Source organism: Stenotrophomonas sp. YIM B13575, from assembly GCF_042787595.1.
In the GTDB taxonomy this organism is placed as follows: domain Bacteria; phylum Pseudomonadota; class Gammaproteobacteria; order Xanthomonadales; family Xanthomonadaceae; genus Stenotrophomonas; species Stenotrophomonas lactitubi_B.
In genome coordinates, this window is sequence record NZ_JBHZOP010000082.1 from 1 (window position 1) to 25,801 (window position 25,801).

Consider the following 25,801-nt stretch of genomic DNA (forward strand, 5'->3'; position numbering starts at 1 on the left):
AGGAAACTGTCAGAGGCCGGGTGGGTGGGCTGGGCGGGGGTGTCAGCCGCATGGATGCGGCTGCCAAGCCTACAAGGACGTACTTGCGGCGTCCCCCGAACAGCCCACCCACCCGGCCCAACGAGCGATCCCGCTTCTGAACCCACCGCAGAGGGGGCTCAGCCCGTTGGCCGGGAAGCCTCAGTAGCCCGCCGCCTGCCCATCCTTGCGACTCTCCGACGCGCCGTAATATACGCCGGTCTCCGGATCACGCAGGATCGCCTGGTAGCCGCCGTACGGACCATCGGCAAACACCACGCGGTGACCCTTGCGCATCAGCGCACGCACCGTCTCGTACGGGAACCCGGTCTCCAGGTTGACCTCGCCACCATCGGTCATCGCCGTCGCCTGCCCAGTCGGCTCGGTCGAACCTTCGTGCTGGATGCGCGGCGCATCGCCGGCTTCCTGCAGGTTCATGCCGAAGTCCACCAGGTTCATCACGATCTGCGCGTGCCCCTGTGGCTGCATCGCGCCGCCCATCACGCCAAAGCTGGCATACGGCTTGCCGCCCTTGGTGATGAAGGCCGGAATGATGGTCTGGAAGGGACGCTTGCCCGGTGCGTAGCCATTGGGATGGTTCTTCTGCAGCACGAACATCTCGCCGCGATCCTGCAGGATGAAGCCCAGCCCCGGCGGTGCCATGCCGCTGCCCATGCCGCGGTAGTTGGACTGGATCAGCGACACCATCATGCCGTCGGCATCGGCCACGGTCATGTAGATCGTGTCGCCCTCTTCCAGCTGCTTGGGCGTACCCGGTTGTACTTCCTTCAGCGCCTTGTCCATCGAGATCAGCGCACGGCGCTGCGCGGCGTAGTCCTTGGAAATCAGCTTCTGTACCGGCGCCGGCTGGAAGGCCATGTCGGCGTAGAAGCGCGCACGGTCGGCGAAGGCCAGCTTCTTTGCTTCCACGAACAGGTGCACGTGCTCGGGCGAGCCGAACGGAATCTTCGAGAAGTCGTAGCCTTCCAGCACGTTGAGGATCTGCAGTGCGGCGATGCCCTGGCTGTTCGGCGGCAGTTCCCACACGTCATAGCCACGGTAGTTGCTGCTGACCGGTTCAACCCACTCGCCATGATGGTCGGCCATGTCCTGGTAGCTCAGGTAGCCGCCATTCTTCTTGAAGTAGTCGCCGATGGTGTGGGCGATATCACCCTTGTAGAAAGCATCACGCCCGCCGTCGGCAATCTTCTGCAGGGTGTCGGCCAGGTTCGGGTTCTTCCACATCTCTCCCTTGCGCGGGGCGTGGCCGTCGATGGTGAACTGTTCCTTGAAACCCGGATACTGCGACAGCTTCGGCACCGAGCGATCCCAGTAATAGGCGATCACTTCGGCAACGGGATGCCCCTCGCGCGCATAGCGGATGGCCGGCGCCAGGTTGTCGGCCATCGGCTTGCGGCCGAACCGGTCGTGCAACGCGAACCAGCCGTCCACCGCGCCCGGCACCGATACCGGCAGCGGACCGGTGGCCGGAATCTCCTTCAGGCCACGACGCTGGAACTCGGCCAGGGTGAGTGACTTCGGCGAGCGGCCGGAGCCGTTGTAGCCGTAGAGCTTCTGCGTCTTCGGGTCCCACACGATGGCGAACAGGTCGCCGCCGACGCCGTTGCCGGTGGGTTCCATCAGGCCCAGCGCGGCGTTGGCCGCAATGGCGGCGTCGACGGCCGAGCCACCGGCCTTCATCACGTCCAGCGCGATCTGCGTGGCCAGCGGCTGCGAGGTGGCGGCCATCGCATGCGGGGCGATCACCTCCGAACGGGTGGCGAAGGTGTGGCCGGTAATGCGGTCGGCGGCCTGGGACAGCATGGGCACGGCAGCCAGCACGGCAGCCGCCAGCAGGGAACGGGCAAGACGTCGGGACACGGTCGGGTTCCGATGGAAGGGTGGTGACCCGATCTTCGCTGCTGCGGCGATCAGGGGCCATCGGGCATAGGTCATGGACGGCCGCCCTTCGGTGGCTGCGGATCTTGGTCCGCACTGCTTTCGGCTTCGATGACTCCGGCGCGGACCAAGGTCGGCACCTACCAAGGCGAAATCACCCCGAATCCGCGCAAAAAACCGGTTGAAAAGAGTGAATTCGGGTTCACCGAAACACTTTCAGCGGCAACCATCCTTGTGCCACAAGCGATTGCACTGCATGCAGTGGAAACTGACGGGAATATCGCTGCGAGGGTTGACAGCGCGGAAACGGCTGTGGTTTTCTCGATCACATGTTGCATCACAACACGCCACCGCGAACCCACATCGAAGCCGCCGATACCGGCGCCGCCTCGCTGCGTTCGATTCTTGTGCTCGTACTTATTACCCAACCAACAGGTGCGGGACGAGCCAGCGTGTAAGCAGCAAATACACCGGAACTCATCAAAACCCGCACCCGCCCAGGTGCGGGTTTTTTCATTTCAGGACCTGGTTTCAGACGCAACCACCATGACCAACGCCCATCGCACAACCCGGACCCGCTGCACCACGAATCCTCGTGGTGGCAGTACCTGCGCGACGCGCGGCGCTGCCCTCCCCACTTTTCCCTGACCGGCCGGTACGTCGCTTCGACTGCCGGCCGTCTTTTTTCTTCCCACCCGCAAGGAACCTCCCCCATGAGCACCAACGAACTGCCCCAGACCAAGATCGCCGTCATCGGCTACGGCAGCCAGGGCCGCGCGCACGCGCTGAACCTGCGTGAATCCGGCTTCGATGTGGTGGTAGGCCTGCGCCCGGGCGGCCCCACCGAGGTCAAGGCGCAGGCCGATGGCTTCACCGTGAAGGCACCGGCTGATGCAGTGAAGGATGCCGACCTGGTCGCAGTGCTGACCCCGGACATGGTGCAGAAGAAGCTGTACGAGGACGTGCTGGCACCGAACATGAAGCAGGGCGCGGTGCTGCTGTTCGCGCATGGCTTGAACGTGCACTTCGACATGATCAAGCCGCGCGACGACCTGGACGTGGTGCTGGTCGCACCGAAGGGCCCGGGTGCGCTGGTCCGTCGCGAATATGAAATCGGCCGCGGTGTGCCGTGCATCTGGGCGGTCTACCAGGACAAGAGCGGCAAGGCCGCCGAGTACGCGCTTGCCTATGCCGGCGGCCTGGGTGGCGCACGTGCCAACCTGATCCAGACCACCTTCAAGGAAGAAACCGAAACCGATCTGTTCGGTGAGCAGGCGGTGCTGTGCGGCGGCGCTTCGGCGCTGGTGCAGGCGGGCTTCGAGACGCTGGTGGAAGCCGGTTACCAGCCGGAAATCGCCTACTACGAAGTGCTGCACGAACTGAAGCTGATCGTCGACCTGTTCTACGAAGGCGGCATCTCGCGCATGTTGGAGTTCATCTCCGAAACAGCGCAGTACGGCGACTACGTCAGCGGCCCGCGCGTCATCGACGCCGGTACCAAGGAGCGCATGAAGGAAGTGCTGAAGGACATCCAGGACGGCACCTTCACCAAGAACTGGGTGGCCGAGTACGAGGCGGGCCTGCCGAACTACAACAGGTTCAAGCAGGCCGACCTGGAGCATCCGATCGAGAAGGTAGGCAAGGAACTGCGCGCCAAGATGGTCTGGTTGCAAGGTCAAGCCGCGTAACAACGCGGCACCCCCACCCGTTCTGCAAGGTTCCCCCATGAACTCTCCCACACACCGCAGCGCGCCGCCCAACGGCGCGCGCTGGCTGACCCAGGCGCTGGAGGCCGAGGGTGTCCGTACGCTGTTCGGCTACCCGGGCGGCACCATCATGCCGTTCTACGACGCGCTGGTGGATTCGTCGCTGAAGCACATCCTGGTGCGCCATGAGCAGGGCGCGGCGCTGGCCGCCAACGGCTTTGCGCGCGCCAGTGGCCAGGTCGGCGTCTGCGTGGCGACCTCCGGGCCGGGCGCGTCGAACCTGGTCACCGGCATCGCCGATGCGATGCTCGATTCGGTGCCGATGGTCTGCATCACCGGCCAGGTGGCCACGCCGCTGCTGGGCACCGATGCGTTCCAGGAACTGGATGTGTTCGGCTTGACCATGCCGATCGTCAAGCACAGCTGGCTGGTGCGCAGCGTCAACGATCTGCCGCGCGTGGTGGCCGATGCCTTCCGCATCGCCCGCGAAGGCCGGCCCGGCCCGGTGCTGATCGACCTGCCCAAGGATGTGCAGCTGGCCGATGCCAGCCACCTGCCGGCGCATGTGCCGGCCAGCGTCGAACCGCCGCCGGCCGCCGCCGACGCCGCCATCGCCGAAGCCATCGCCGCATTGGCCGCGGCCGAAAAGCCGGTGGTCTATGCCGGTGGTGGCATTGCCCTGGGCGATGCCGTGCAGGACCTGCGCGCGTTCGTCGAAGCCAGCGCCATCCCGACCGTGATGACCCTGCGCGGGCTGGGCGCGCTGCCTCCCCAGCACCCGCAGTCGCTGGGCATGCTGGGCATGCACGGCACCCGTGCAGCGAACATGGCCGTGCAGGAGAGCGACCTGCTGCTGGTGCTGGGTGCGCGTTTCGATGATCGGGCGACCGGCAAGCTGGCCGAGTTCGCGCCCTTCGCCCGCGTGGTGCACATCGATGCCGATGCGTACGAGATCTCCAAGCTGCGCAGCGCCGATGTCGCCGTACCCGGCAACGTCGGCCATGCCATCCGCGCCCTGCGTGCGGCCTTCCCCTCCCCCAAGGCCCACCAGGACGCGTGGCGCAAGCGCTGCGCACAGCATCGCGACCGCTTTGCCGCCCGCTACGACGCACCGGGCCAGCACATCTACGCCCCGGCGCTGCTGAAGCGGCTGAGCGAGCTGGCACCGGCCGATACGGTGATCGCCTGCGACGTCGGCCAGCACCAGATGTGGGTGGCGCAGCACTGCCGCTTCAATCATCCGCGCAACCACCTGACCAGCGGTGCGCTGGGCACGATGGGCTTCGGCCTGCCGGCAGCAATGGGCGCGCAGTTCGCCTGCCCTGAGCGCACCGTGGTGCTGGTGTCCGGCGATGGCAGCTTCATGATGAACGTGCAGGAGCTGGCGACCATCGCCCGCTGCCGCCTGCCGGTGAAGATCATCCTGTTGGACAACAGTTCGCTGGGGATGGTGCGGCAGTGGCAGGAGCTGTTCTTCGCCGAGCGCTACAGCGAGATCGACCTGTCCGACAACCCGGACTTCGTGGCTCTGGCCAAGGTGTTCGGCATCGCGGCCACGCGCATCGATGCGCGTGATGACGTCGAAGGTGGCCTGGCCGCATTGCTGGCCGAGCCGGGCCCGGCCCTGCTGCACGTGGCCATCGATGCACGCGCGAACGTGTGGCCGCTGGTGCCGCCCAATACCGCCAACAGCACCATGCTGGAAAGCAACCCTGCACATGCACGCCAGGAGATCCCCAATGCAATACCGGCTTGACCTGGTGCTGCAACCGGCCGAGGGCGCGCTGCTGCGCGTGATCGGCATGGCCGAACGCCGCGGCTTCGCACCGCACGCGATCACCGGTGCGCCGGTGGCCGCCGATGATGGTCGTTGGCACCTGCAACTGGTGGTGGACAGCCAGCGCCCGCCGGAAACGCTGTGCCGGCAGATGGAAAAGATCTACGACTGCGTTTCGGTGCAGATGACCGCACTGGAAGGAGTATCCGCATGAACGCCCGTACCGTATTCAGCACGGTGCCGGTACGGAGGCGTCTTCTTCGCCGCCCGTGCCCGCAGGCGGTGGTCGGCAACACCCTGCTGGTGGCCCATGCCGGCCGCTGATGCCAGCACGGAAAGCGATGTCGGCGACGTAACCGTTGCCGACGTACTGGCTGCGCAGGCCCGCCTGCGCCGCTTCCTGCCGCCCACTCCGCTGCACCATGCCGAGCGCTTCGGCACCTGGCTGAAGCTGGAGAACCTGCAGCGCACCGGCTCGTACAAGGTGCGCGGCGCGCTGAATGCCCTGCTGGCCGCCCGCGAACGTGGCGATACCCGGCCGGTGATCTGCGCCTCGGCCGGCAACCACGCGCAGGGCGTGGCCTGGGCCGCCTATCGCCTGGATGTGCCGGCCATTGCCGTGATGCCGCATGGCGCACCGGCCACCAAGATCGCTGGCGTCGCCCATTGGGGCGCGACGGTGCGCCAGCATGGCAACAGTTATGACGAGGCCTACGCGTTCGCCGTCGAGCTGGCGCAGCGCCACGGCTACCGCTTCCTGTCCGCGTTCGACGATGCCGATGTCATCGCCGGTCAGGGCACCGTCGGCATCGAGCTGGCCGCGCATGCGCCGGACGTGGTGATCGTACCGATCGGCGGTGGTGGCCTGGCCTCCGGCGTCGCGCTGGCACTGAAGTCGCAGGGCGTGCGCATCGTCGGTGCGCAGGTCGAGGGCGTCGATTCGATGGCACGAGCGATCCGCGGCGACGTGCGCGAGATCAATCCTGTGCCGTCGCTGGCCGATGGCGTGCGGGTGAAGATCCCCGGTTTTCTGACCCGCCGCCTGTGCACCTCGCTGCTGGACGATGTGGTGATCGTGCGCGAAGCCGAACTGCGCGAGACCCTGGTGCGGCTGGCACTGGAAGAACACATCATCGCCGAGGGCGCCGGTGCGCTGGCACTGGCCGCCGGCCGTCGCGTCGCCGGCCGCCGCAAGTGCGCGGTCGTCTCCGGCGGCAACATCGATGCCGGCGTGCTCGCCGGCCTGCTCACCGACATCCGTCCGCGCCCGCCACGCAAACCGCGCCGACGCCGGGCAGAAACTCCGCGTTCGCCCGGCAAGGCGACCGCCACCGCTTTCCCCACGCCTTCCCCTTCCCCTTCCCCCCTGCAAGCCGTCGCACCCGCTGTCGAGGAGATTTCCCTGTGACCACCATCGAACGAATTACCACCCCGCGCATCCGCATCTTCGACACCACCCTGCGTGACGGCGAGCAGTCCCCCGGCTGCAGCATGAGCCCGCCGCAGAAGCTGGTGATGGCGCGTGCGCTGGACGAACTGGGCGTGGACATCATCGAGACCGGCTTCCCGGCCAGCTCGCAGTCCGACCGCGAAGCGATGGCCCTGATCGGCCGCGAACTGCGCCGCCCAAGCCTGAGCCTGGCGGTGCTGTCACGCTGCCTGCAGGCTGACATCGAGACCTCGGCGCGTGCACTGGAAGCGGCGGCCAACCCGCGCCTGCATGTGTTCCTGTCGACCAGCCCGCTGCACCGTGAGCACAAGCTGCGGATGACCCGCGAGCAGGTACTGGAATCGGTACGCCGGCACGTAGCGCTGGCCCGCTCCTACATCGATGACGTCGAGTTCTCCGCCGAGGACGCCACCCGCACCGAACTGGATTACCTGATCGAGGTCTCGCGCGTGGCGATCGCTGCCGGCGCCACCACCATCAACCTGCCCGACACCGTGGGCTTCACCACGCCGGAAGAGATCCGCACGATGTTCCAGCAGGTCATCGCTGGCGTCGCCGACGTGCCGAACGCAGGCAACGTGATCTTCAGCGCACACTGCCACAACGACCTGGGCCTGGCCGTGGCCAATTCGCTGGCCGCCATCGAAGGCGGCGCGCGCCAGGTCGAATGCACCGTCAACGGCATCGGCGAACGCGCCGGCAACTGCTCGCTGGAAGAGATCGCGATGGTGCTGAAGGTGCGCCAGGCGTTCTACGAGCAGGACACCGCCATCGACACCCCGCGCATCGTCGGCACCTCGCAGCTGTTGCAGCGCCTGGTCGGCATGCCGGTACAGCGCAACAAGGCCATCGTCGGTGCCAATGCCTTCGCCCATGAATCGGGTATCCACCAGCACGGCATGCTGCGCCATCGCGGCACCTACGAAATCATGCGTCCGGAAGACGTGGGCTGGGAAGACTCGCAGATGGTGCTGGGCCGCCACAGTGGCCGCGCCGCCGTCGAAGCGCGCCTGCGCGCGCTGGGCTTCTGGCTGGAAGAAGACGAGCTGAAGCTGGTGTTCGAGCAGTTCAAGGGCCTGTGCGAGCAGCAACGCGTGGTCACCGACGCCGACCTGCAGACACTGATGCAGGGCGGCTCCAACGCACAGGGCTACCGCCTGGCCTCGATGACCATCAGCGATGTCGGCAGCCGCGCCAATGCGCTGGTCGAACTGTCCGACCCGGACGGCAACCGCGTGGCCGAGACCGCACAGGGCGATGGCCCGGTCGATGCCCTGTTCGGCGCGCTGTCGGCCGCCACCGGCGTGCAGCTGATGCTGGACAGCTACCACGTGCACAGCGTCGGCATCGGTGCCGATGCGCGCGGCGAAGCCAATCTGAGCGTGCGTCACGAAGGCGTCGAGTACGACGGTACCGGCACCAGCAAGGACATCATCGAAGCCTCCGCGCTGGCCTGGCTGGACGTGGCCAACCGCCTGCTGCGCCAGCGCCAGGCCAACGCCGGCGTCAGTACTGAAGCACCTGCCACCGCCACTGCCTGAGGAATGTGAGATGAGCGCCTTCGACACCGCAACCACCACCAGCAGCGCTGGCCAGCAGTGGAATGCCCAGGATTATGCGATCGACGCCGGGTTCGTGCCGACCCTCGGCGGCGCGGTAGCGCGCCTGCTCGACGCACGTGCCGGCGAGCGCATCCTCGACCTGGGCTGTGGCGATGGCGTGCTCACCACCGAACTGGCCCTCAGCGGCGCACACATGCAGGGCGTCGATGCTTCGCCGGAAATGGTGATCGCCGCCCGTGCACGGGGTGTCGATGCGCAGGTGATGGACGGCCACGCGCTGACCTTCGAGGGCGCGTTCGATGCAGTGTTCAGCAACGCGGCGCTGCATTGGATGCCCAACCCGGATCGCGTGCTGGAAGGCGTTCGCCGCGCCCTGCGCCCCGGCGGCCGCTTCGTCGCCGAGTTCGGCGGTCATGGCAACGTGGCCACGATCGTTGCGGCGGTACAGGCCGCGCGCGTCGCCCATGGCCACGGTGCCAGCGCATTCCAGTGGTACTTCCCCAGCGCCGATGCCTACGCCGAACGCCTGCGCCAGCATGGCTTCCAGGTGCAGCTGATCGAATGCCTGCCACGCCCGACCGCGCTGCCGACCGGCGTTGCCGGCTGGCTGCGGGTGTTCGCCGCACCGCTGCTGGACGACCTGCCGGCCGACGCGCGCGCCACCGTGCGCGATGCCGCCGCCGCCCTGCTGGCGGATCTGCCGCGCAACGCCGCTGGCCAGCCGCTGGCCGACTACGTGCGCCTGCGCGTGCTCGCGCGGCGCCGCTGACCCGACCCTGTTACTTTCTCTTCGATGTCCGCTACTTCGTACTCCTGCCAGGCAAACGCATGACTTCCGCACCCCGCACCCTGTACGACAAACTGTGGGACGCCCACGTGGTGGTTCCAGAAACCGACAGCGCGCCCGCCGTGCTGTATATCGACCTGCACCTGATCCATGAAGTGACCTCGCCGCAGGCCTTCACCGAACTGCGCGAGCGCGGCCTGAAGCCGCGCCGTCCGGATCGGACCAAGGCGACGATGGACCACTCCACGCCGACCCTGCCGCCCGCCGCCGATGGCACCCTGCCCTACGCCAGCGCCGCGTCCGAAGCGCAGGTCGCCATGCTGGCACGCAACTGCGCCGAGCACGGCATCGAACTGTTCGACATGGCCTCGGACAATCGCGGCATCGTCCACGTGATCGCCCCGGAACAGGGCTTCACCCAGCCCGGCATGACCATCGTCTGCGGCGACAGCCACACCTCCACCCACGGCGCGTTCGGGTCGCTGGCCTTCGGCATCGGTACCAGCGAAGTCGGCCATGTGCTGGCCACGCAGTGCCTGCTGCAGCGCAAGGCGAAGACCTTCGCGATCACCGTCGATGGCCCTCTGGCACCCGGCGTCGGCGCCAAGGACGTGGTCCTGCACATCATCGGCGTGATCGGCGTCAATGGCGGCACCGGCCACGTGATCGAGTTCCGCGGCAGCACCATCGAAGCGATGGACATGGAACAGCGCATGACCCTGTGCAACATGTCGATCGAAGCCGGTGCACGCGCCGGCATGGTCGCTCCCGACCAGGTGACGTTCGACTTCGTTGCCAATACCCCACGCGGCCCGAAGGGCGCCGACTTCGACACCGCCGTGGCCCGCTGGACGCAGCTGCGCAGCGATGAAGGCGCGCGCTTCGACAGCGAGGTGCACATCGATGCTGCCCATATCCGCCCGACCCTGACCTGGGGCACCCACCCCGGCACCGCCATCGCGGTGGACGCGCCGATCCCGGCAGCCAACGATGCCGCCGCGCAGAAGGGCCTGGATTACATGCACTTCCAGGCGGGACAGACGCTGGCCGGCACACCGGTGGACGTGGTCTTCGTCGGCTCCTGCACCAACGGCCGCCTGAGCGACATGCGCGAAGTAGCGCAGGTGCTGCGCGGTCGTCGCATCGCCGAGCGCGTGCGCATGCTGGTGGTGCCCGGCTCGGAAATCGTCAAGCGCCAAGCCGAAGCCGAGGGCATCCACGAGATCGTGCGCGCGGCCGGTGCCGAGTGGCGCGAGCCGGGTTGTTCGATGTGCATCGCCATGAATGGCGATCTGGTCGCCCCCGGCCAACTGGCAGTCAGCACCAGCAACCGCAATTTCGAGGGCCGCCAGGGCCCGGGCTCGCGCACCCTGCTGGCCTCGCCGATGAGTGCCGCCTGGGCCGCCGTGCAGGGCCACGTGGCCGATGCCCGTGAACTGTTCGCACAGGAGGTGGCCTGATGAGCGGCTTCCGCACCCTGCGTTCGGCCAGCGTGGTGCTGCGCCAGACCAATATCGATACCGACCAGATCATTCCGGCGCGGTTCCTGTCCACCACCGAGCGCGCCGGCCTGGGCCGCAACGCGTTCAACGACTGGCGCTGGCAGGCCGATGGCTCCCCGGTGGCCGACTTCGCCTTCAACCAGCCGCACAACGCCGGCCGCAGTATCCTGCTGGCCGGGCGCAACTTCGGCTGCGGCTCATCGCGCGAGCATGCGCCGTGGGCGCTGACCGACCTCGGCCTGCGCGCCATCGTCAGCAGCGAGATCGCCGATATCTTCCGCGGCAATTCGCTGAAGAACGGCCTGCTGCCGATCGTGCTGGACGAAGCCGACGTGCAGGTGCTGATGCAGCGCCCGGACGATGAACTGACCATCGACGTGGCCACGCGCGAACTGCGCACACCCGATGGCCGCGTCTACTCCTTCCCGTTGGACGGCTTCTCGCAGACCTGCCTGCTGGAAGGCGTCGATCAATTGGGTTATCTGTTGGGCCGTGTCCCTGAAATCGAACGTTACGAGGGTGAGCATGCACGCTGAGATTGTTGTCCTGCCCGGTGATGGTATCGGCCCGGAAGTGGCCGCCGCTGCGGTCGCCGTTCTGAACGCCGTGGCCGAACGCTTCAACCACACCTTCACCTTCAGCGAGCACGATATCGGTGGCATCGCCATCGACCGTCACGGCGAGCCGTTGCCAGCCTCTACCCTGGCCGCCTGCCAGGCCGCCAACGCGGTGCTGCTGGGCGCGGTGGGCGGCCCGAAGTGGTCCGACCCTAACGCCAAGGTGCGCCCGGAGCAGGGCCTGCTGGCGATCCGCAAGGCGCTGGGCCTGTATGCCAACCTGCGTCCGGTGCGCACCCACGAAGCGGCACTGCACGCCTCGCCGATCAAGGCCGAGCTGCTGCAGGGCGTGGACTTCGTGGTGGTGCGCGAACTGACCGGTGGCATCTACTTCGGCGACAAGACCCGCGATGCCGACAGCGCCAGCGATCTGTGCCGCTACACCGTGGTCGAGATCGAGCGTGTGCTGCGCACTGCCTTCCGCCTGGCGCAGCAGCGGCGCGGCAAGGTCACCTCGGTGGACAAGGCCAACGTGCTGGAAACCTCACGCCTGTGGCGTGACGTGGCCGCGCGCATCGGCCGCGAGGAGTTCCCGGACGTCGCGCTGGAACACCAACTGGTCGATTCGATGGCCATGCACCTGCTGGCCAAGCCGCGCGAATACGACGTGATCGTGACCGAGAACATGTTCGGCGACATCCTTACCGATGAGGCCTCGATGCTGGCCGGCTCGCTGGGCCTGCTGCCATCGGCATCGCTGGGCGAGCCGGGTGCGGTGGGCATCTACGAGCCGATCCATGGTTCGGCACCGGACATCGCCGGCAAGGGCATCGCCAACCCCTACGCGACGATTTTCAGTGCGGCGATGCTGCTGCGCCATTCGCTGGGCCTGGAAGCCGAAGCCGCAGCGGTGGAAGCGGCGGTGCACGCAGTGCTGGACGATGGCGTGTTCACTGCCGATCTGGCGGCAAAGGGTTCGGCCGTGAGTACGGCGACGGCCACCGACGCGGTGCTGGCCAAGCTGGGATGACACACGCGGGTGCCGGGACATGCCCGGCACCCTTTGCATGCCGATCGGTAGCGCCGCCCTACCCCGCCTGCTGTTGGTTGCCCGGCATGAGATCAGCTCAGCGCGTGGTGCTGCGCGCGTAATCGCTGGCGCAACCGGCAACAACGCGGCCTTCGTTGGTGCGCATCACGATGTGCTGTGGGATCCAACTGCCACCGCTGAAAGCAACCGGCGGCAACAGGCGCTGCCAGGCAGCCTTGCCGACCCTGTGCGAGGTATCCAAGCCTGCCTGGGCAAGCACGGGCTCCAGCGCAACGTCGCCAAGATCCGCGCCGAAGAAGCCACCGAACGCCAGCGCAATCGTGTGTGTGGAAACGCCGTGGGCCTGGATGGGCGCCTGCAATCCGATCAGCAGCAGGTGCAGATCATCATCATCGACGCTGTAGTTCACCTCGTTGACCGAACGGACTTCCTGCGGCCATTCGAACTGCGGCTGTTCGTAAAGCCGCTGCCAGAACGCCTGCAGCCGGCGCATGCTTCCTTCGTCAGCGCGGCAGTGAATGGCATTCTGCAGGTCCTGGACTTCAACAACCGGCAGCTGTCGTACGGCTGGCCCGTTACCCTTCGTGGCAGGAGCGCAACCCAGTCGATAGCCGTCGCCCGCACTGCGCACGATGATCGGCGTGTAGGGCGTCGACCATAGCTCGAACGGCTCCTGCAGCGTGCTCGACTGCAGCCGCAAGCCGTACGCAGCGACGATACGATCGCGCTGTGCGGAGTCCAGCGCAACTGAGAAACCGAGTGCATCAGCGAACAACCGCGGTACTTCGACACCGTGGACGGTCATCGACTGTGGCGGAGTAATGACGGTCACCCGGTGATCGTCATCCTCGCCCTCCTGCTCGAATCGCCAGTCGCGCAGGTACGGCAGTCGTTCGGCCGCGTCGGCATAGCGTGCCGCGCGCAGGCGGCTGACGACGGCCTGCTGGACGTCCGCACTCGCACCGCACTCAAGTATGTCCCGCAGGTCATGCAGGAACGGCAGAGCATCGGCGTCTGCCGTCTGCGCAGTGGCAGAGCCGCTGCAGGCGACCAGCAGCAGCGCCGAGGTGCAGGTCGTGCGGAAGAACATGGCAGGCGCTCCGGCCCTGGAACTGGCCGCTATTGTGCCCGTGAACGCCCAGATGCTGTCCACTTGGGGACCAACAGTAGATCCACGCCATGCGTGGATGAACGTATTGGAAGCCAGGAGCACCCACGCATGGCGTGGATCTACGGCACGAATTCAAGCCTCGCGTGTCTCTACTTGGTGGTGTAACCACCGTTGACCAGGATGGTCTGCCCGGTCATCCACCAGCCATCGGTCACCAGGAAGCGGATCCACGGCACGATGTCGGCGATGTCGGTCAGGCCGGTACGGGTGAAAGGCGACAGCGCCGCCGCAGTCTTGTGATAGGCCTGCGCATCGGCACTCTCGGCCGGATAGAAGAACGGCGTATCCATCGGCCCGGGGCCGATCGCGGTTACGGAGATCCCGCGCTCGCCAAACTCCTTCGATGCTGCGCGGGTGAAGTGCTCCACCGGCGCCTTTGTACCTGCGTAGCTGGAATAGAAAGGCGTGAACGCGCCGAGCAGTGAAGTGACCAGCGTGCAGATGCGGCCGCCGTCGTTGACATGGCGCCCGGCTTCCTTGAGGAAGAAGAACGCCGTCTTCGCATTGACCGCGCTCATCTGGTCGTACTCCACCTCGCTGATCTCCAGCATCGGCTTCTTCAGCACTTTGCCGACGGTGTTGATCGCGATGTCAGGGCGACCGACGGCGGCAACCGCGTCGGCGAACAGGCGCTCCATCGCCGCCGCCGAGGTCAGATCGGCCTGCAACGCCACGGCCTTCGCACCTGCGGCCTGCACGGCGGCAACGGTCGCCTCGGCATCGGCCTGGGTGGCGGCGCTGTTGTAGTGGATGACGATGGCCTTGGCGCCCTGCTCGGCGAAGTCGCGGGCGATCAGCCCGCCGAGATTCTTGGCGCCACCGGCGATCAGCACGGTCTTGCCCTGGATACGGTGGTCGGTCATGGCATCGGTCCCGGTAAGGGGCTGCCGGGCTGGCAACCCTGTGCAGACGACGATATCGTGCAGAAATTGCGGATAAAGCCCGCAACATTGACTTAACTTTCCAGGGTGGGCGAACAATGGACCGGATCGAGCGTTTCCGCATCTTTGCCCGGGTGGTGGAGTGCACCAGCTTCACCCGCGCCGCCGATCAGCTAGGTCTGCCCCGCTCCACCGTCTCGGCAGCCGTGGCAGAACTGGAGCAGCGGCTCGGCACCCGCCTGCTGCAGCGCTCCACCCGCAGGGTCTCGACCACCCACGATGGCGACACCTTCTACGTGCGCTGCCTGCGTCTGATCGCCGAAATGGAAGATGCCGAGTCGCTGTTCCGGCAGGAAGATGCGCAGCCGAGGGGCCTGTTGAAGATCGATGTGCCCAGCCGGATCGGTCGCCGCATCATCGCCCCGGCCCTGCCCGACTTCTTCGCACGGCATCCGCAGGTCGAGCTGGACCTGGGCATGACCGATCGCGCGGTGAATCTGATCGAGGACGGCTGCGATGGGGTGCTGAGAGTCGGCCAACTGGGTGACTCCAGCCTGGTCGCCCGCGAGCTGGGCCAGCTCGACTTCGTCAATGTTGCCGCACCGGCCTACCTGCGCGAACACGGCGTACCGCAGCATCCTGCCGACCTGCAGCAGCACCGTGCGGTGAACTACGCATCGCCGACCACGGCGCGGGTGGAGCCGTGGGAATGGCAGGACGGCGCGCAGCTGCGCACGCTGCCGATGACCGGCTGGGTGCGGGTGAACAACGCCGAGGCATCGATTGCCTGCTGCGTCGCGGGGCTGGGGCTGCTGCAGATTCCGCGCTACGACGTGCAGGCGGAACTGCAGTCGGGCGCGCTGGTGGAAGTAATGCCGCAGTATGTCGCGCAGCCGTTGCCGGTGACCTTGCTGCTGCCGCATCGGCAGCATCGCGCGCGGCGTGTGCAGGTGTTCCTGGATTGGCTGGAGCCCTTGTTGCGGGACGGCTTGCAGTTGCAGTAGATCCACGCCATGCGTGGATGGGCGGGCCAGGACATCCGCAGCCACCCATGGGGTGGCTCTACTGGTAGATCCACGCCACGCGTGGATGCATGCATCCGTGCCAACCAAGGTTGGCACCTACCAGGGCGGTGGCCAACCTCAGTAGATCCACGCCATGCGTGGATGGGCGGGCCACGCATCCGTGCCAACCAAGGTTGGCACCTACCAGGGGCGGCGGCCCGGGAAACCCGGGGCATTACGCCCCGGATTCGTCCGGCTTGACCCGGAACCACGCCGCATACAACGCCGGCAGGAACACCAGCGTCAGCACCGTGCCCACGATCAACCCACCCATGATCGAAATCGCCATCGAACCGTAGAACGCACTGCGCGACAGCGGAATCATCGCCAGCACCGCCGCCAGCGCGGTCAGCACGATCGGGCGGAAACGCCGCACCGTCGCATCGATGATCGAATGCCAGCGGTCATGCCCGGCATCGATGTCCTGCTGGATCTGGTCGATCAGGATCACTGAATTACGCATGATCATGCCCGCCAGCGCGATGGTGCCCAGCAACGCCACGAAGCCGAACGGCGCGCGGAACAGCAGCAGGAACAACGTCGCACCGATGATGCCCAGCGGCGCGGTCACCAGCACCATCGCCGCACGCGAGAAGCTGCGCAGCTGCAGCATCAGCAACGTGGCCACCACGATCAGGAACAGCGGCATGCCGGCCTTGATCGAGTTCTGGCCGCGTGCCGAATCCTCCACCGAGCCGCCGGTTTCCAGCAGGTAGCCGCTGGGCAATTCGGCACGGATGCCATCCAGCGTCGGCACGATCTGCTGCACCACGTCCAACGGCTGCTTGCCATCGCTGATGTCGGCACGCACGGTCACCGTCGGCAGGCGGTTGCGGTGCCAGATGATGCCGTCCTCGAAGGCGTATTCCAGCCGCGCGACCTGCGACAACGTCACCGCGGTGCCACTGCTGGTCGGAATCGCCAGGCTGCCGAGCAGGTCCAGCTGCGCGCGCTCGTTGTCCGGGCCACGCAGCAACATCTCGATCTGGCGGTTGCCTTCACGATAGGTGCTCACGCTCATGCCCGACAACGAACTGCTGAGGAACTGGCTGACCTGGGCACTGCTGACACCCAGCGCGCGTGCACGATCCTGGTCGATCACCAGCCGCACCACCTTGCTCGGCTCGCTCCAGTCCAGGTTCACGTTCATCACGTGCGGGTTCTCGCGCACCTTGGCCTCGACCTTGCGCGCAATCGCCTGCACCTGCGCGATGTGCTCGCCGGACACGCGCATCTGCACCGGATAGCCGACCGGCGGGCCGTTCTCCAAGCGCGTCACGCGCATCTGCACATCCGGGAACTGCCTGATCACGTCCTTCAGCATCCAGTCGCGGGTCGATTCGCGGGCCTTGGCGTCTTCGGTGAGCACCACGAACTGGGCGAAGTTGGTGGCCGGCAGCTGCTGGTCCAACGGCAGGTAGAAGCGCGGAGAACCGGTGCCGACGTAGGCCACGTAGTTGCTGATGCCTTCGCGGCCCTTCAACAGCTTCTCCAGCTTGTCGGCCTGTGCCTGGGTCGCGGCCAGCGACGCACCTTCGGCCAGCTCGATGTCCACCATCAGTTCCGGGCGGGTCGAGTCGGGGAAGAACTGCTGCGGCACGAAGCGGAACAGCATCAGCGAACCGATGAACAGCGCGATGGTCGCGCCGATCACCCACCAGCGATGGCGCAGGCAGGTATCCAGGAAGGCCCGGAAACGGGTGTAGAACGGCCGCTGGTACGGATCATGGTCGTGCGCATGCTCCTTCGGAGCGATCCAGCGCGCGAGTGCCGGATGCCGGTCTGCCCACTGCAGGCGCTTGGCACGCCAGCGACCGGCCAGACTGTCCGGCTTCGGCAGCTGCGGATTGAACAGGTCCGGCAGCATCTTGTCGCCCAGGTACGGGATGAACAGCACTGCCGCGATCCATGACACCACCAACGCGATGGTCACTACCTGGAACAGCGAGCGGGTGTATTCACCGGTGCTCGATGCGGCAGTGGCGATGGGCAGGAAGCCGGCAGCAGTGATCAGGGTGCCGGTCAACATCGGGAAGGCGGTGGATTCCCAGGCGAAACTGGCCGCGCGCAGGCGGTCGTAGCCCTGCTCCATCTTGGTGGCCATCATCTCCACCGCGATGATCGCATCGTCCACCAGCAGGCCCAGTGCCAGCACCAGCGCACCCAGCGAAATCTTGTGCAGGCCGATGTCGAAGTAGTGCATGACGAAGAAGGTCATCGCCAGCACCAGCGGAATGGTCACGCCCACCACCAGGCCGGTACGCAGGCCCAGCGAGAAGAAGCTGACCAGCAGCACGATCACCACCGCTTCGGTGAGTACCTGCACGAACTCGCCCACCGACTCTTCCACCGCATGCGGCTGGTCGGACACCTTGCGCAGCTGCATGCCGGCCGGCAGGGTCTTCTGCAGGCGTTCGAACTCGGCATCCAGGGTGGCACCCAGCTTGAGGATGTCACCGCCGTCCTTCATCGCCACCGCCAGGCCGATCGCATCCTGGCCCATGAAGCGCATCTTCGGCGAAGAGGGATCGGCAAAGCCGCGCTTGACCTCGGCAATGTCGCCCAAGTGCAGCGTACGTTCGCCGGCCTGGATCGGGAATCTGCGGATGTCCTCGATCGAATCGAACTGGCCGGTCACGCGCAGCTGCACGCGGTCGGTCGGAGTCTCGAAGAAACTGGTGGCGGAAACCGCGTTCTGATCGGCCAAGGCCTGCTGCACCTGCTGCAGCGATACGCCCAGCGTGGCCAGCTTGGTGTTGGACAGCTCGATCCACACCTTCTCGTCCTGCAGGCCGACCAGGTCGATCTTGCCAACGTCGGGCACGCGCTGCAGTTCCAGCTGGATGCGATCGGCATAGTCGCGCATCACCGCGTAGTCGAAGCCTTCGCCGGTCAGCGCATAGATGTTGCCGAACGTGTCGCCGAACTCATCGTTGTAGAAGGGCCCGACGATCTCCCTCGGCAGCGTCGCGCGGATATCGCCCACGCGCTTGCGCACCTGGTACCACAGGTCCGGGATCTGCTTGGAGCGCAGGCTGTCGCGCGCCATGAAGATCACCTGCGACTCGCCCGGCCGCGAGTACGAACGGATGAATTCGTACTCGCCGGTGTTCATCAGAGCTTTCTCGATCGGCTCGGTCACCTGCCGCGAGACCTGCTCGGCGGTGGCGCCCGGCCACATCGTGCGTACCACCATCGCCTTGAAGGTGAACGGCGGATCTTCGGACTGGCCCAGGTGCTTGTACGACCAGGCACCGATGACCGCGAACGCCAGCATCGCGAACAACACCAGCGCACGGTTGCCCAGCGCCCATTCGGAGAGATTGAAGCGGCGCACGGGTCAGTGCCCCTTGCCTGCGGCCGGCGCCGGCTTGGCGGCCGACGGTGCCAGCACCGGGCGGTTCTGGCGATCGACCGGCGTCACCACCTGGCCTTCGCGCAGCAGATGGCCGCCGGCAGCGACCACCCAGTCCGCCGCGCCCACGCCGGACACCACGGGCACGGCCTGCGCGCCATAGGCACCGACCTGCACCGGGGTTGCCTTCAGCGCACCACTGGACGGATTGACCACCCACACGCTGGCCTTGCCGTCACTGCCGCGCAGCACGGCCGCCAGCGGCAGCTGCAACGCGCCGCTGCGACCGGCAGTGGCGAACACCCGCGCACTCTGGCCCAGCTCCACTTCGCTCAGTGCTTCCGGCGCCAGGCTGACCCGCGTGGCATAGGTGCGGGCCTGTGCATCGGCGGCCGGGGCGATCTCGCGCAGGGTGCCGGGCAGAAGCTGACCCGGGCGGTTCCACAGTTCCACCTGCACCGACTGGCCGACCTTGTAGTCGCGGATGTTGCTTTCCGGCAGCGCGATCAGCACCTCGCGGCCACCATCGGCGGCCAGGGTGAACACCGTCTGCCCCGCGCTCACGACCTGCCCGGCTTCGGCCTGGCGGCTGGCGATCACGCCATCGGCGGGCGCGCGCAGCTGCGCGTACTCGGCCTGGTTGCGGGCCACGGCAAGGTTGGCCCGCGCGGCATTGGCCTGGCCTTGTGCGGCCTTGAACGCCGCCGTCTGCTGGTCCAGTGCCGAGCGGCTCACCAGCTGGTCTTCGGCCAGCTTGGCGTAGCGCTTCTGGTCATCGCGGGCGCGCACCAGGTCTGCTTCCGCCGCCGCCAGCTGCGCCTGCGACGCCGCCGCCTGCGAGGCGTAGTCGGCCGCATCCAGCTCGGCCAGCAGCTGGCCCTTCTTCACCCGCTCGCCGGCGTCGACGTGGCGCTTGACCAGATTGCCGCCAACGCGGAACGACAGGGGACTTTCCTGGCGGGCACGCACCTCGCCGGGGTAGGCGGCCGCGGCTTGTCCGTCCTGCGTGGTGGGATGCACCACCAGCACCGGAATGGCCTCCACCGGCTCGGCGGCCTGCTTGCCGCACGCTGCCAACACCACGACCAGTACGCCTACGCCCAACCAACGCATGTTTTTCATGAGGTACAGGACCTGAAAAGAAATCCGGGGGGAACGCGCCGGCAACATACTGTTGCAACGCGTACATTAGTGAACCAGCCGGTATAGTATAAATATCGAACCGCTTGGTCTAGTATTAGCGGGATGAGTTCTCCCACTTCCCGAAAGCCGTTGGCCAAGCCCGCTGCCAAGGCTGCCGGTCCCGGGCGCCCCAAGGATCTGGGCAAGCGCGCGGCGATACTCGAGGCAGCCAAGACACTGTTCATCGAACAGGGCTACAGCGGCGTGAGCATGGACAGCATCGCGGCCCAGGCCGGCGTCTCGAAGCTGACCGTATACAGCCATTTCGGCGACAAAGAGACCCTGTTCTCCGAAGCTGTGCAGTCCAAGTGCATGGAGATGCTGCCCGACGCACTGTTCGTGGCCGACGTCGAAGGCCCCCTGCGCGACCAGTTGCTGGGCATCGGCATGGCGTTCTTCGAGATGATCACCTCCGACGCGGCCCTGTCGATCCAGCGGGTGATGATGGCCCCGGAGACCGACGAGCGCCTGCGCGAACTGTTCTGGCAGGCCGGCCCGCAACGCACCTGCGAGGCGCTGGCCGACTTCATGCGCTTGCGTGCCGAGCGCGGTGAACTGGACATCCCCGACTGCTACATCGCCGGCCAGCAGTTCCTGACCCTGGTGAAGGGCGAAGTGCACATGCATATGATGTGCGGCATGCCACTGTCACCCGTCGAGACCGATGCTGCCCTCCACGTGGCCGCCAGCGTGGATTTCTTCCTGCGCGCCTACGCCCCGCGAGAGGCCGGAACCGCTGGATAACCAAAACTGAACGAACCGGAGGTCGCGATGACTTCCGGCACTGCGACCCCGGCCACCCCGCAGCTGATGCTCTGGGCGCGCCGCCGGCCTCCGGCACCGGTAAAATGGCCGGCCCACTGCGCTGGATTTGAACCTCATGACGATTGATTACGCCCACGCCCGCGAACTGATGGTGGAACAGCAGATCCGTCCCTGGGACGTGCTGGACATCAAGGTGCTCGACGTCCTGGCCCGCCTGCCGCGCGAGGCCTTCGTCGCCGACGCGCACCGGGCGCTGGCCTATGCCGATGTCGAACTGCCGATCGGCAACGGCCAGAAGATGATGAAGCCGGTCATCGAGGGCCGTACCCTGCAGGCACTGGATCTGCAGCCGGGTGACGAAGTGCTGGAAATCGGCACCGGCAGCGGCTTCCTGTCGGCCTGCATCGGCGCGCTCGCGCGCGACGTGTTGAGCCTGGAAATCGATCCGGAACTGGCCGCTGCTGCACGCGCCCGCCTGGATGCCACCGGCCTGGGCACCAACGTGCGCGTGGAAGTGGCCGATGGCCTGGCCTGGCAGACCGAACGCCGCTTCGACGTGATCTGTGTCACTGGCGCCGTTGACGTGGTGCCGTCACAGTTCGCTTCGTGGTTGCGTCCGGGTGGTCGTCTGTATGTCATCCAGGGCCGTTCGCCGGCCATGGAAGCGCTGCTGGTGAAGGCCGATGGCAGCACCGAGTCGCTGTTCGAGACCGATATCGATTACCTGCGTGGTGCCGCCCCGGCCCCCCAGTTCCACCTCTGAGTCCAAGGAAGCCGCAATGATCCGCCGATCCCTCGCTGTTGCGCTGGCCACTGCCCTGCTGCCGTTGTCCGCCCATGCCGCCGACCTGCTGCAGGTCTATGAAATGGCGCGCAATGGCGACCCGCAGCTGTCCGCCGCCGAATCCACCCGGCTGTACGACAAGGAAGGCGCCGTGCAGGCGCGCGCTGCCCTGCTGCCGCAGATCAACGGTGCAGCGCAGCTGAACCGCTCGCGCAGCGAGCCGAACGCTGATGCCAACTCCGGCTCGTTCACCAGCAAGCGCCGCAGCTATACCGTTGATGGCACCCAGACGCTGTTCAACTGGACGCAGATCAACAACCTGCGCTCACAGCGCGAGCTGAGCAAGGCGGCGGATTTCACCCTTGATTCGGCCAACGACAACCTGATCGTGCGCACCTCGGCGGCTTACTTCAACGTGCTGGTGGCGATCGAATCGCTGAACGCCGCACAGACCAACGAAGCGGCCGCGAAGAAGCAGTTCGACTTCGCCGACAAGCGACTGGAAGTGGGCCTGGCGCCGATCACCGACGTGCACGAAGCACGCGCCCAGTACGACCAGGCGCGCGCCAACACGATCGTTGCGCAGAACACCCTGGCCGACAACTACCAGGCCCTGACCGAACTGACCGGCCAGCCGGTGATGAACCTGAAGGGCCTGCCGGCCGATTTCCGTCCGGAAGTGCCGGCCAACCGCGGCAACCTGGACCAGCTGGTGCAGCAGGCGACCACGCAGAATCCGGCGCTGAAGGCGCAGGAACTGAAGGTCGGTGCCGCCGAAGCCGGCGTGCAGGCGGCCCGTGGTGGCCACTACCCGACCCTGTCGCTGGGCGGCAGCTGGGGCAAGAGCGCGACCTGGGGCGACAGCGTCGGCGCCGGTTCGCTCTCCCCCGATGCACGCACCAACAGCATCGGCCTGACTCTGAGCGTGCCGATCTTCTCTGGCGGCGCCACCCAGTCCGGCGTGCGCCAGGCGCTGGCACAGCGTGACATCGCCCAGGATGGTTTCGAGCAGCAGAAGCGCGCACTGGACCGCAACACGCGCAATGCCTACCAGACCCTGGTGCAGGGCATCAGCGAAGTGGAAGCGCGCCGCCTGGCCGTGGTTTCCGCACAGAGCGCCTACGATGCCTCGCAGGTCGGCCTGGAAGTGGGTACCCGCACGGTGCTGGACGTGATCCAGAACCAGCGCATCCTGTTTTCCGCGCAGCTGGATTACGCACAGGCCCGCTACAACTTCCTGCAGAACCGCCTGCTGCTGAGCCAGGCCGTGGGTGGCCTGGATGTCGCCGAGCTGCAGGACATCAACCGCCTGCTGACCCAGGACGCGGGCAACCCGTCCACGACCACGAACTGAGTCGGCGCACCGGTCTGATCAGAAAGCCACCCGCAAGGGTGGCTTTTTTAGTGATCGCAGATGGCTGGCGCCGCGCGTGGCGCTAGCGCGAACGCCCCGCCTGTCGACGCATTACGCCTGCCGAAACGACCGCCAGCACCACCAGCAGCGGCAGGAACAGCCGGGACGTAACAGCTGGCAACAGGCACAGGGCGGTCGCCACAAGTGCGAGCAACATCGGGATCAGTCGCCATTCGACGCCCGCCGTCCGCGACTGCCATTGGCTGCGGGCAACGCCCAGGCACACGGCGGCAAGGACCAGCAGGCCTGCAGGCCCCGGCAACTGCGGAAGCCAACCGTCCGGCAGCGACAACGCCAAGGCAGCCGCCAGCACGGTCAGCGCAAGCGTCACCAGCAGACGCGCATGGGGGCCCGCATCACCCGACGCAGGCCGCCACAGCTCCAGCCCCAACCGCGCCGCCAACAGCAGCGACACCATCTGCAGGGCCGCCAGCCCGGCGCTGCCCGCCAACGGCAACAACGGCAGAAACCACTGCAGCTGCGGCACGCCCTGCAATGCCACCGACAGCGGCCGGGTGCTGGCCAGGGCCGCAAACTCGACCAGGCCCGATTGCAGCGCAGCCACTACCATCAGCCACAACATCGCCATCAGCAACGCCGCGCCGGCGGCGTTGGAAACCTGCGGACGAGGGCGCGGCAGCCTCCCGGCAAACCCTGCCAGCAGACCTGCACCGAGCAGGACACCGAGCAATGCCACACCCGCTGCAAGCACGCCGCCCAATCCGAAGCGGTAGGGCGCGGTCGCTGATGGCAGCCAGGGAATCCAGTGTGCGTAGTGCACGTGGCGTGCCGCCAGCAACAACAGCAACAGGCCCACGCCCAGCTTCACCGTCAGCAGTGCACTGGCCACCAGCAACGCGCACGGCATCCGCAACACTGCAGTGGCAGCGCCCAGCAGCAACAACAGGATCGACGCCGCCATCGGCAATGGCATCCACTGCGTGGGAGCGACGTCGACGGCCCCAGCGGCGGCGTACAGATGGCTCGCCATCGATTGCGCCTGGCCTGCGGTGGTCGCCGTCAGTTCCAGCAGCAGGGCGATCACCAGTACATCCGCAAGCGGCTTGCCCCAGGCGGCACTGAGCAGACCGTGCAGACCGGAAGGATCCGGCACGCGCCGCATCGCCGAACGCAGGCAATACAGCATCGGCAGCGTGCCCAGCGCCGCCAGCAGCAGGCTGAGGACAATGGCGGGCCCGGCCTGCGCCGCCGTATGCTGGCCGACCAGGGCGACAACGCTGCCGCCCATCAGCAGGGTCAGCGCCACCACCAGCAGATGGTCGGTGCCCAACCCTCTGGTCTTCGCGCTGCCCTGCAGCGCGCCTCCGTTGTCGCCGATCATTCAAAGCTCCCTTGATGTCGTCCAAGCACGGTCGACAGCAGGCTGGCAGCCTGACGCGGTAGGCGGAATCGGAATCTGCGCCATACGAATGACGATGTGACAGCCTGCACGCAGCGGACGGCGGCAGCGGTCCGGCTACGACAGATTCAAGGCCATCAAGCGGGCTTGATACAGGCGATCACGACAGAGAGAGCCAGCTGGCAGGAGGCCTGGCGGCAACACGCGGGGGCTCAGGCCAGCGGTGGCGGCAAATGCGGAGCCACCAGCTGCAGGGTCCGCTGCAGCGCGCCGCGACCATTGCTGACCAGCGTGCAACCGGCGCGGGCCATGTCTTCACGCGCCTGCGCGTCGTCGAGCAGGTGCAGCAGCAGATCACCCACCGCCTGCACGTCCTCACCGATCAGCAGTGCGCCGGCCTCACGCATGCGCCGCGAGATCTCGGCGAAGTTGTGCAGGTGCGGGCCAGTCACCGCTGCAGTGCCCATTGCCGCAGGCTCCAGCAGGTTGTGGCCGCCGATGGCCTGCAGGCTGCCGCCGACGAAGGCGACCTGAGCACATCCATAGAACGGCATCAGTTCGCCCAGCGTGTCGATGACGAAGACATCGCTGCCCGCATCCGGCCACTGCTGCGCGCGCCGCGTCGCCACGTTCCAGCCCTGCTCGCGGGCCAGCGCTTCCACCTTGGGGAAGCGCTCCGGATGCCGCGGCGCCCACAGCAACAGCAGGTCCGGATGCTGCTGGCGCAGGCGGCGGTGCAGGTCGATCACCGCCTGTTCTTCGCCATCATGCGTACTGGCCGCGATCCACACCGGGCGCGAGGCCGGCACATGGGCATGGAACTGTTCGATGAAGGGCTGCACGTCCGGCGTGGCGATGTCGAACTTCAGGTTGCCCAACGCCTGCACCTGTTCCGGCGCCGCACCCAGCTGCACGAAGCGTGCGGCGTCATCCTGCGACTGTGCGGCCACGCAGGTGACCGTGCGCAGCGCACGCCGGATCAACGCCGCCAGTACGCGGTAGCCGCGCAGCGACCGTGCCGACAGGCGTGCATTGAGGATGTAGACCGGAATGCGACGGTCGCGGCAACCGAACAGCATGTTCGGCCACAGCTCGGTTTCCAGGATCAGCGCCAGGCTGGGCTGGAAGTGGCCGAGGAAGCGGTTGACGCTGCCCGGCACGTCGTAGGGCAGGTACACGTGGTCCAGCGCATCACCCCACAGCGCGCGCACCCGTTCCGAGCCGGTCGGGGTGATGGTGGTGATGACCCAGCGGATGTCCGGCCGCTGCGCGCGCAGCGCGTTGACCAGCGGTGCAGCGGCGTTGACCTCGCCCACCGAGACCGCGTGCAGCCAGACCCGCGGCTGGCCGCTCGGCTGCGGATAGGACGCATAGCGTTCATCCCAGCGCCGGAAGTATTCACGGACCCGGAAGCCGCGCCAGACCAGGTGGTACACGGTGATCGGCAGCAGGAGGTACAGCACGGCCGAGTACAGGCCACGCAGGATCCATTCGACAGGGTCTTTACGCATGCGGC

At 66.8% G+C, this 25,801-nt stretch carries 20 protein-coding genes; 13 read left to right on the top strand and 7 right to left on the bottom strand.

The window, feature by feature from the left end; translation table 11 throughout:
• Positions 1 to 180 precede the first annotated feature (180 nt).
• The gene (ggt, locus tag ACFX4F_RS13775; protein ID WP_380656173.1) at positions 181 to 1,899 is read right to left on the bottom strand and encodes a gamma-glutamyltransferase; all 1,719 of its coding nucleotides are present in this window, start codon (positions 1,897 to 1,899) and stop codon (positions 181 to 183) included.
• 731 nt (positions 1,900 to 2,630) lie between these two features.
• On the opposite strand from ggt, the gene ilvC reads away from it, so the two are divergent.
• From ilvC to leuB, 9 genes are all read left to right on the top strand, one after another.
• Positions 2,631 to 3,605, top strand: a complete 975-nt coding sequence (ilvC, locus tag ACFX4F_RS13780; protein ID WP_099821015.1) for a ketol-acid reductoisomerase — start codon at positions 2,631 to 2,633, stop codon at positions 3,603 to 3,605.
• A gap of 37 nt (positions 3,606 to 3,642) precedes the next feature.
• Positions 3,643 to 5,379: an acetolactate synthase 2 catalytic subunit gene (gene ilvG, locus ACFX4F_RS13785; RefSeq protein ID WP_380656175.1), complete on the top strand. Its 1,737-nt coding sequence runs from the start codon at positions 3,643 to 3,645 to the stop codon at positions 5,377 to 5,379.
• Positions 5,363 to 5,614, top strand: a complete 252-nt coding sequence (locus ACFX4F_RS13790) for an ACT domain-containing protein (protein WP_380656178.1) — start codon at positions 5,363 to 5,365, stop codon at positions 5,612 to 5,614. The genes ilvG and ACFX4F_RS13790 overlap by 17 nt, the downstream gene beginning before the upstream one ends.
• Positions 5,615 to 5,710: 96 nt before the next feature.
• Entirely contained in the window at positions 5,711 to 6,808 is a 1,098-nt protein-coding gene (locus ACFX4F_RS13795; RefSeq protein ID WP_380656180.1) for a threonine dehydratase, read from the top strand.
• The gene (locus tag ACFX4F_RS13800) at positions 6,805 to 8,391 is read left to right on the top strand and encodes a 2-isopropylmalate synthase (protein WP_100462697.1); all 1,587 of its coding nucleotides are present in this window, start codon (positions 6,805 to 6,807) and stop codon (positions 8,389 to 8,391) included. The genes ACFX4F_RS13795 and ACFX4F_RS13800 overlap by 4 nt, the downstream gene beginning before the upstream one ends.
• Before the next feature lie 10 nt (positions 8,392 to 8,401).
• A complete protein-coding gene (locus ACFX4F_RS13805; RefSeq protein WP_191078528.1) occupies positions 8,402 to 9,181 on the top strand; it encodes a trans-aconitate 2-methyltransferase in 780 nt (259 codons plus the stop codon).
• Between the two features lie 59 nt (positions 9,182 to 9,240).
• Positions 9,241 to 10,659: a 3-isopropylmalate dehydratase large subunit gene (gene leuC / locus ACFX4F_RS13810; RefSeq protein WP_380656184.1), complete on the top strand. Its 1,419-nt coding sequence runs from the start codon at positions 9,241 to 9,243 to the stop codon at positions 10,657 to 10,659.
• Complete coding sequence (leuD, locus tag ACFX4F_RS13815; RefSeq protein WP_380656186.1) at positions 10,659 to 11,237, top strand: 3-isopropylmalate dehydratase small subunit; 579 nt, start codon at positions 10,659 to 10,661, stop codon at positions 11,235 to 11,237. The genes leuC and leuD overlap by 1 nt, the downstream gene beginning before the upstream one ends.
• Positions 11,227 to 12,288, top strand: coding sequence for a 3-isopropylmalate dehydrogenase (leuB, locus tag ACFX4F_RS13820; protein WP_380656189.1), 1,062 nt, complete (start codon positions 11,227 to 11,229; stop codon positions 12,286 to 12,288). Before leuD ends, leuB begins: the two co-directional genes overlap by 11 nt.
• Before the next feature lie 97 nt (positions 12,289 to 12,385).
• Here the strand turns inward: leuB and ACFX4F_RS13825 are convergent, their stop codons facing one another.
• Entirely contained in the window at positions 12,386 to 13,399 is a 1,014-nt protein-coding gene (locus tag ACFX4F_RS13825) for a hypothetical protein (protein ID WP_380656191.1), read from the bottom strand.
• Between the two features lie 170 nt (positions 13,400 to 13,569).
• The gene (locus tag ACFX4F_RS13830; protein ID WP_380656194.1) at positions 13,570 to 14,343 is read right to left on the bottom strand and encodes an SDR family oxidoreductase; all 774 of its coding nucleotides are present in this window, start codon (positions 14,341 to 14,343) and stop codon (positions 13,570 to 13,572) included.
• Positions 14,344 to 14,459: 116 nt separating this feature from the next.
• Between ACFX4F_RS13830 and ACFX4F_RS13835 the strand changes: the two genes are divergently transcribed.
• Entirely contained in the window at positions 14,460 to 15,365 is a 906-nt protein-coding gene (locus ACFX4F_RS13835; RefSeq protein ID WP_380656197.1) for a LysR family transcriptional regulator, read from the top strand.
• 235 nt (positions 15,366 to 15,600) lie between these two features.
• On the opposite strand, the gene ACFX4F_RS13840 is transcribed toward ACFX4F_RS13835, so the two are convergent.
• Positions 15,601 to 18,762 carry an efflux RND transporter permease subunit gene (locus ACFX4F_RS13840; protein ID WP_099821004.1) on the bottom strand — a complete coding sequence of 1,054 codons (3,162 nt, stop codon included), beginning with the start codon at positions 18,760 to 18,762 and terminating at the stop codon, positions 15,601 to 15,603.
• 3 nt (positions 18,763 to 18,765) lie between these two features.
• Positions 18,766 to 19,902: an efflux RND transporter periplasmic adaptor subunit gene (locus tag ACFX4F_RS13845; RefSeq protein ID WP_099821003.1), complete on the bottom strand. Its 1,137-nt coding sequence runs from the start codon at positions 19,900 to 19,902 to the stop codon at positions 18,766 to 18,768.
• A gap of 123 nt (positions 19,903 to 20,025) precedes the next feature.
• On the opposite strand from ACFX4F_RS13845, the gene ACFX4F_RS13850 reads away from it, so the two are divergent.
• From ACFX4F_RS13850 to ACFX4F_RS13860, 3 genes are all read left to right on the top strand, one after another.
• Entirely contained in the window at positions 20,026 to 20,706 is a 681-nt protein-coding gene (locus ACFX4F_RS13850) for a TetR/AcrR family transcriptional regulator (RefSeq protein ID WP_099821002.1), read from the top strand.
• Positions 20,707 to 20,842: 136 nt separating this feature from the next.
• Positions 20,843 to 21,490: a protein-L-isoaspartate O-methyltransferase gene (locus ACFX4F_RS13855; protein WP_032975442.1), complete on the top strand. Its 648-nt coding sequence runs from the start codon at positions 20,843 to 20,845 to the stop codon at positions 21,488 to 21,490.
• 16 nt (positions 21,491 to 21,506) lie between these two features.
• Positions 21,507 to 22,865 (top strand): TolC family outer membrane protein, encoded by a 1,359-nt coding sequence (locus ACFX4F_RS13860; RefSeq protein ID WP_099821001.1) that lies wholly within the window; start codon positions 21,507 to 21,509, stop codon positions 22,863 to 22,865.
• Between the two features lie 82 nt (positions 22,866 to 22,947).
• Here ACFX4F_RS13860 and ACFX4F_RS13865 read toward each other — a convergent pair whose 3' ends face one another.
• Both ACFX4F_RS13865 and waaA read right to left on the bottom strand, forming a co-directional pair.
• Entirely contained in the window at positions 22,948 to 24,267 is a 1,320-nt protein-coding gene (locus ACFX4F_RS13865) for an amino acid transporter (protein ID WP_243380269.1), read from the bottom strand.
• Positions 24,268 to 24,497: 230 nt separating this feature from the next.
• The gene (waaA, locus tag ACFX4F_RS13870; RefSeq protein WP_380656204.1) at positions 24,498 to 25,796 is read right to left on the bottom strand and encodes a lipid IV(A) 3-deoxy-D-manno-octulosonic acid transferase; all 1,299 of its coding nucleotides are present in this window, start codon (positions 25,794 to 25,796) and stop codon (positions 24,498 to 24,500) included.
• Between the last annotated feature and the right edge of the window lie 5 nt (positions 25,797 to 25,801).

Bases quoted from the DNA above. Each gene is read 5' to 3' on its own strand.
- leuD (WP_380656186.1), top strand. From the start codon at position 10,659: ATGAGCGGCTTCCGCACCCTGCGTTCGGCCAGCGTGGTGCTGCGCCAG.
- ACFX4F_RS13835 (WP_380656197.1), top strand. From the start codon at position 14,460: ATGGACCGGATCGAGCGTTTCCGCATCTTTGCCCGGGTGGTGGAGTGC.
- ACFX4F_RS13830 (WP_380656194.1), bottom strand. From the start codon at position 14,343: ATGACCGACCACCGTATCCAGGGCAAGACCGTGCTGATCGCCGGTGGC.
- ACFX4F_RS13805 (WP_191078528.1), top strand. From the start codon at position 8,402: ATGAGCGCCTTCGACACCGCAACCACCACCAGCAGCGCTGGCCAGCAG.
- waaA (WP_380656204.1), bottom strand. From the start codon at position 25,796: ATGCGTAAAGACCCTGTCGAATGGATCCTGCGTGGCCTGTACTCGGCC.
- ACFX4F_RS13790 (WP_380656178.1), top strand. From the start codon at position 5,363: ATGCAATACCGGCTTGACCTGGTGCTGCAACCGGCCGAGGGCGCGCTG.
- ACFX4F_RS13795 (WP_380656180.1), top strand. From the start codon at position 5,711: ATGCCGGCCGCTGATGCCAGCACGGAAAGCGATGTCGGCGACGTAACC.
- ACFX4F_RS13825 (WP_380656191.1), bottom strand. From the start codon at position 13,399: ATGTTCTTCCGCACGACCTGCACCTCGGCGCTGCTGCTGGTCGCCTGC.
- ilvC (WP_099821015.1), top strand. From the start codon at position 2,631: ATGAGCACCAACGAACTGCCCCAGACCAAGATCGCCGTCATCGGCTAC.
- ACFX4F_RS13860 (WP_099821001.1), top strand. From the start codon at position 21,507: ATGATCCGCCGATCCCTCGCTGTTGCGCTGGCCACTGCCCTGCTGCCG.
- ACFX4F_RS13855 (WP_032975442.1), top strand. From the start codon at position 20,843: ATGACGATTGATTACGCCCACGCCCGCGAACTGATGGTGGAACAGCAG.
- ACFX4F_RS13850 (WP_099821002.1), top strand. From the start codon at position 20,026: ATGAGTTCTCCCACTTCCCGAAAGCCGTTGGCCAAGCCCGCTGCCAAG.
- ACFX4F_RS13845 (WP_099821003.1), bottom strand. From the start codon at position 19,902: ATGAAAAACATGCGTTGGTTGGGCGTAGGCGTACTGGTCGTGGTGTTG.
- ACFX4F_RS13865 (WP_243380269.1), bottom strand. From the start codon at position 24,267: ATGATCGGCGACAACGGAGGCGCGCTGCAGGGCAGCGCGAAGACCAGA.
- leuC (WP_380656184.1), top strand. From the start codon at position 9,241: ATGACTTCCGCACCCCGCACCCTGTACGACAAACTGTGGGACGCCCAC.
- ilvG (WP_380656175.1), top strand. From the start codon at position 3,643: ATGAACTCTCCCACACACCGCAGCGCGCCGCCCAACGGCGCGCGCTGG.
- leuB (WP_380656189.1), top strand. From the start codon at position 11,227: ATGCACGCTGAGATTGTTGTCCTGCCCGGTGATGGTATCGGCCCGGAA.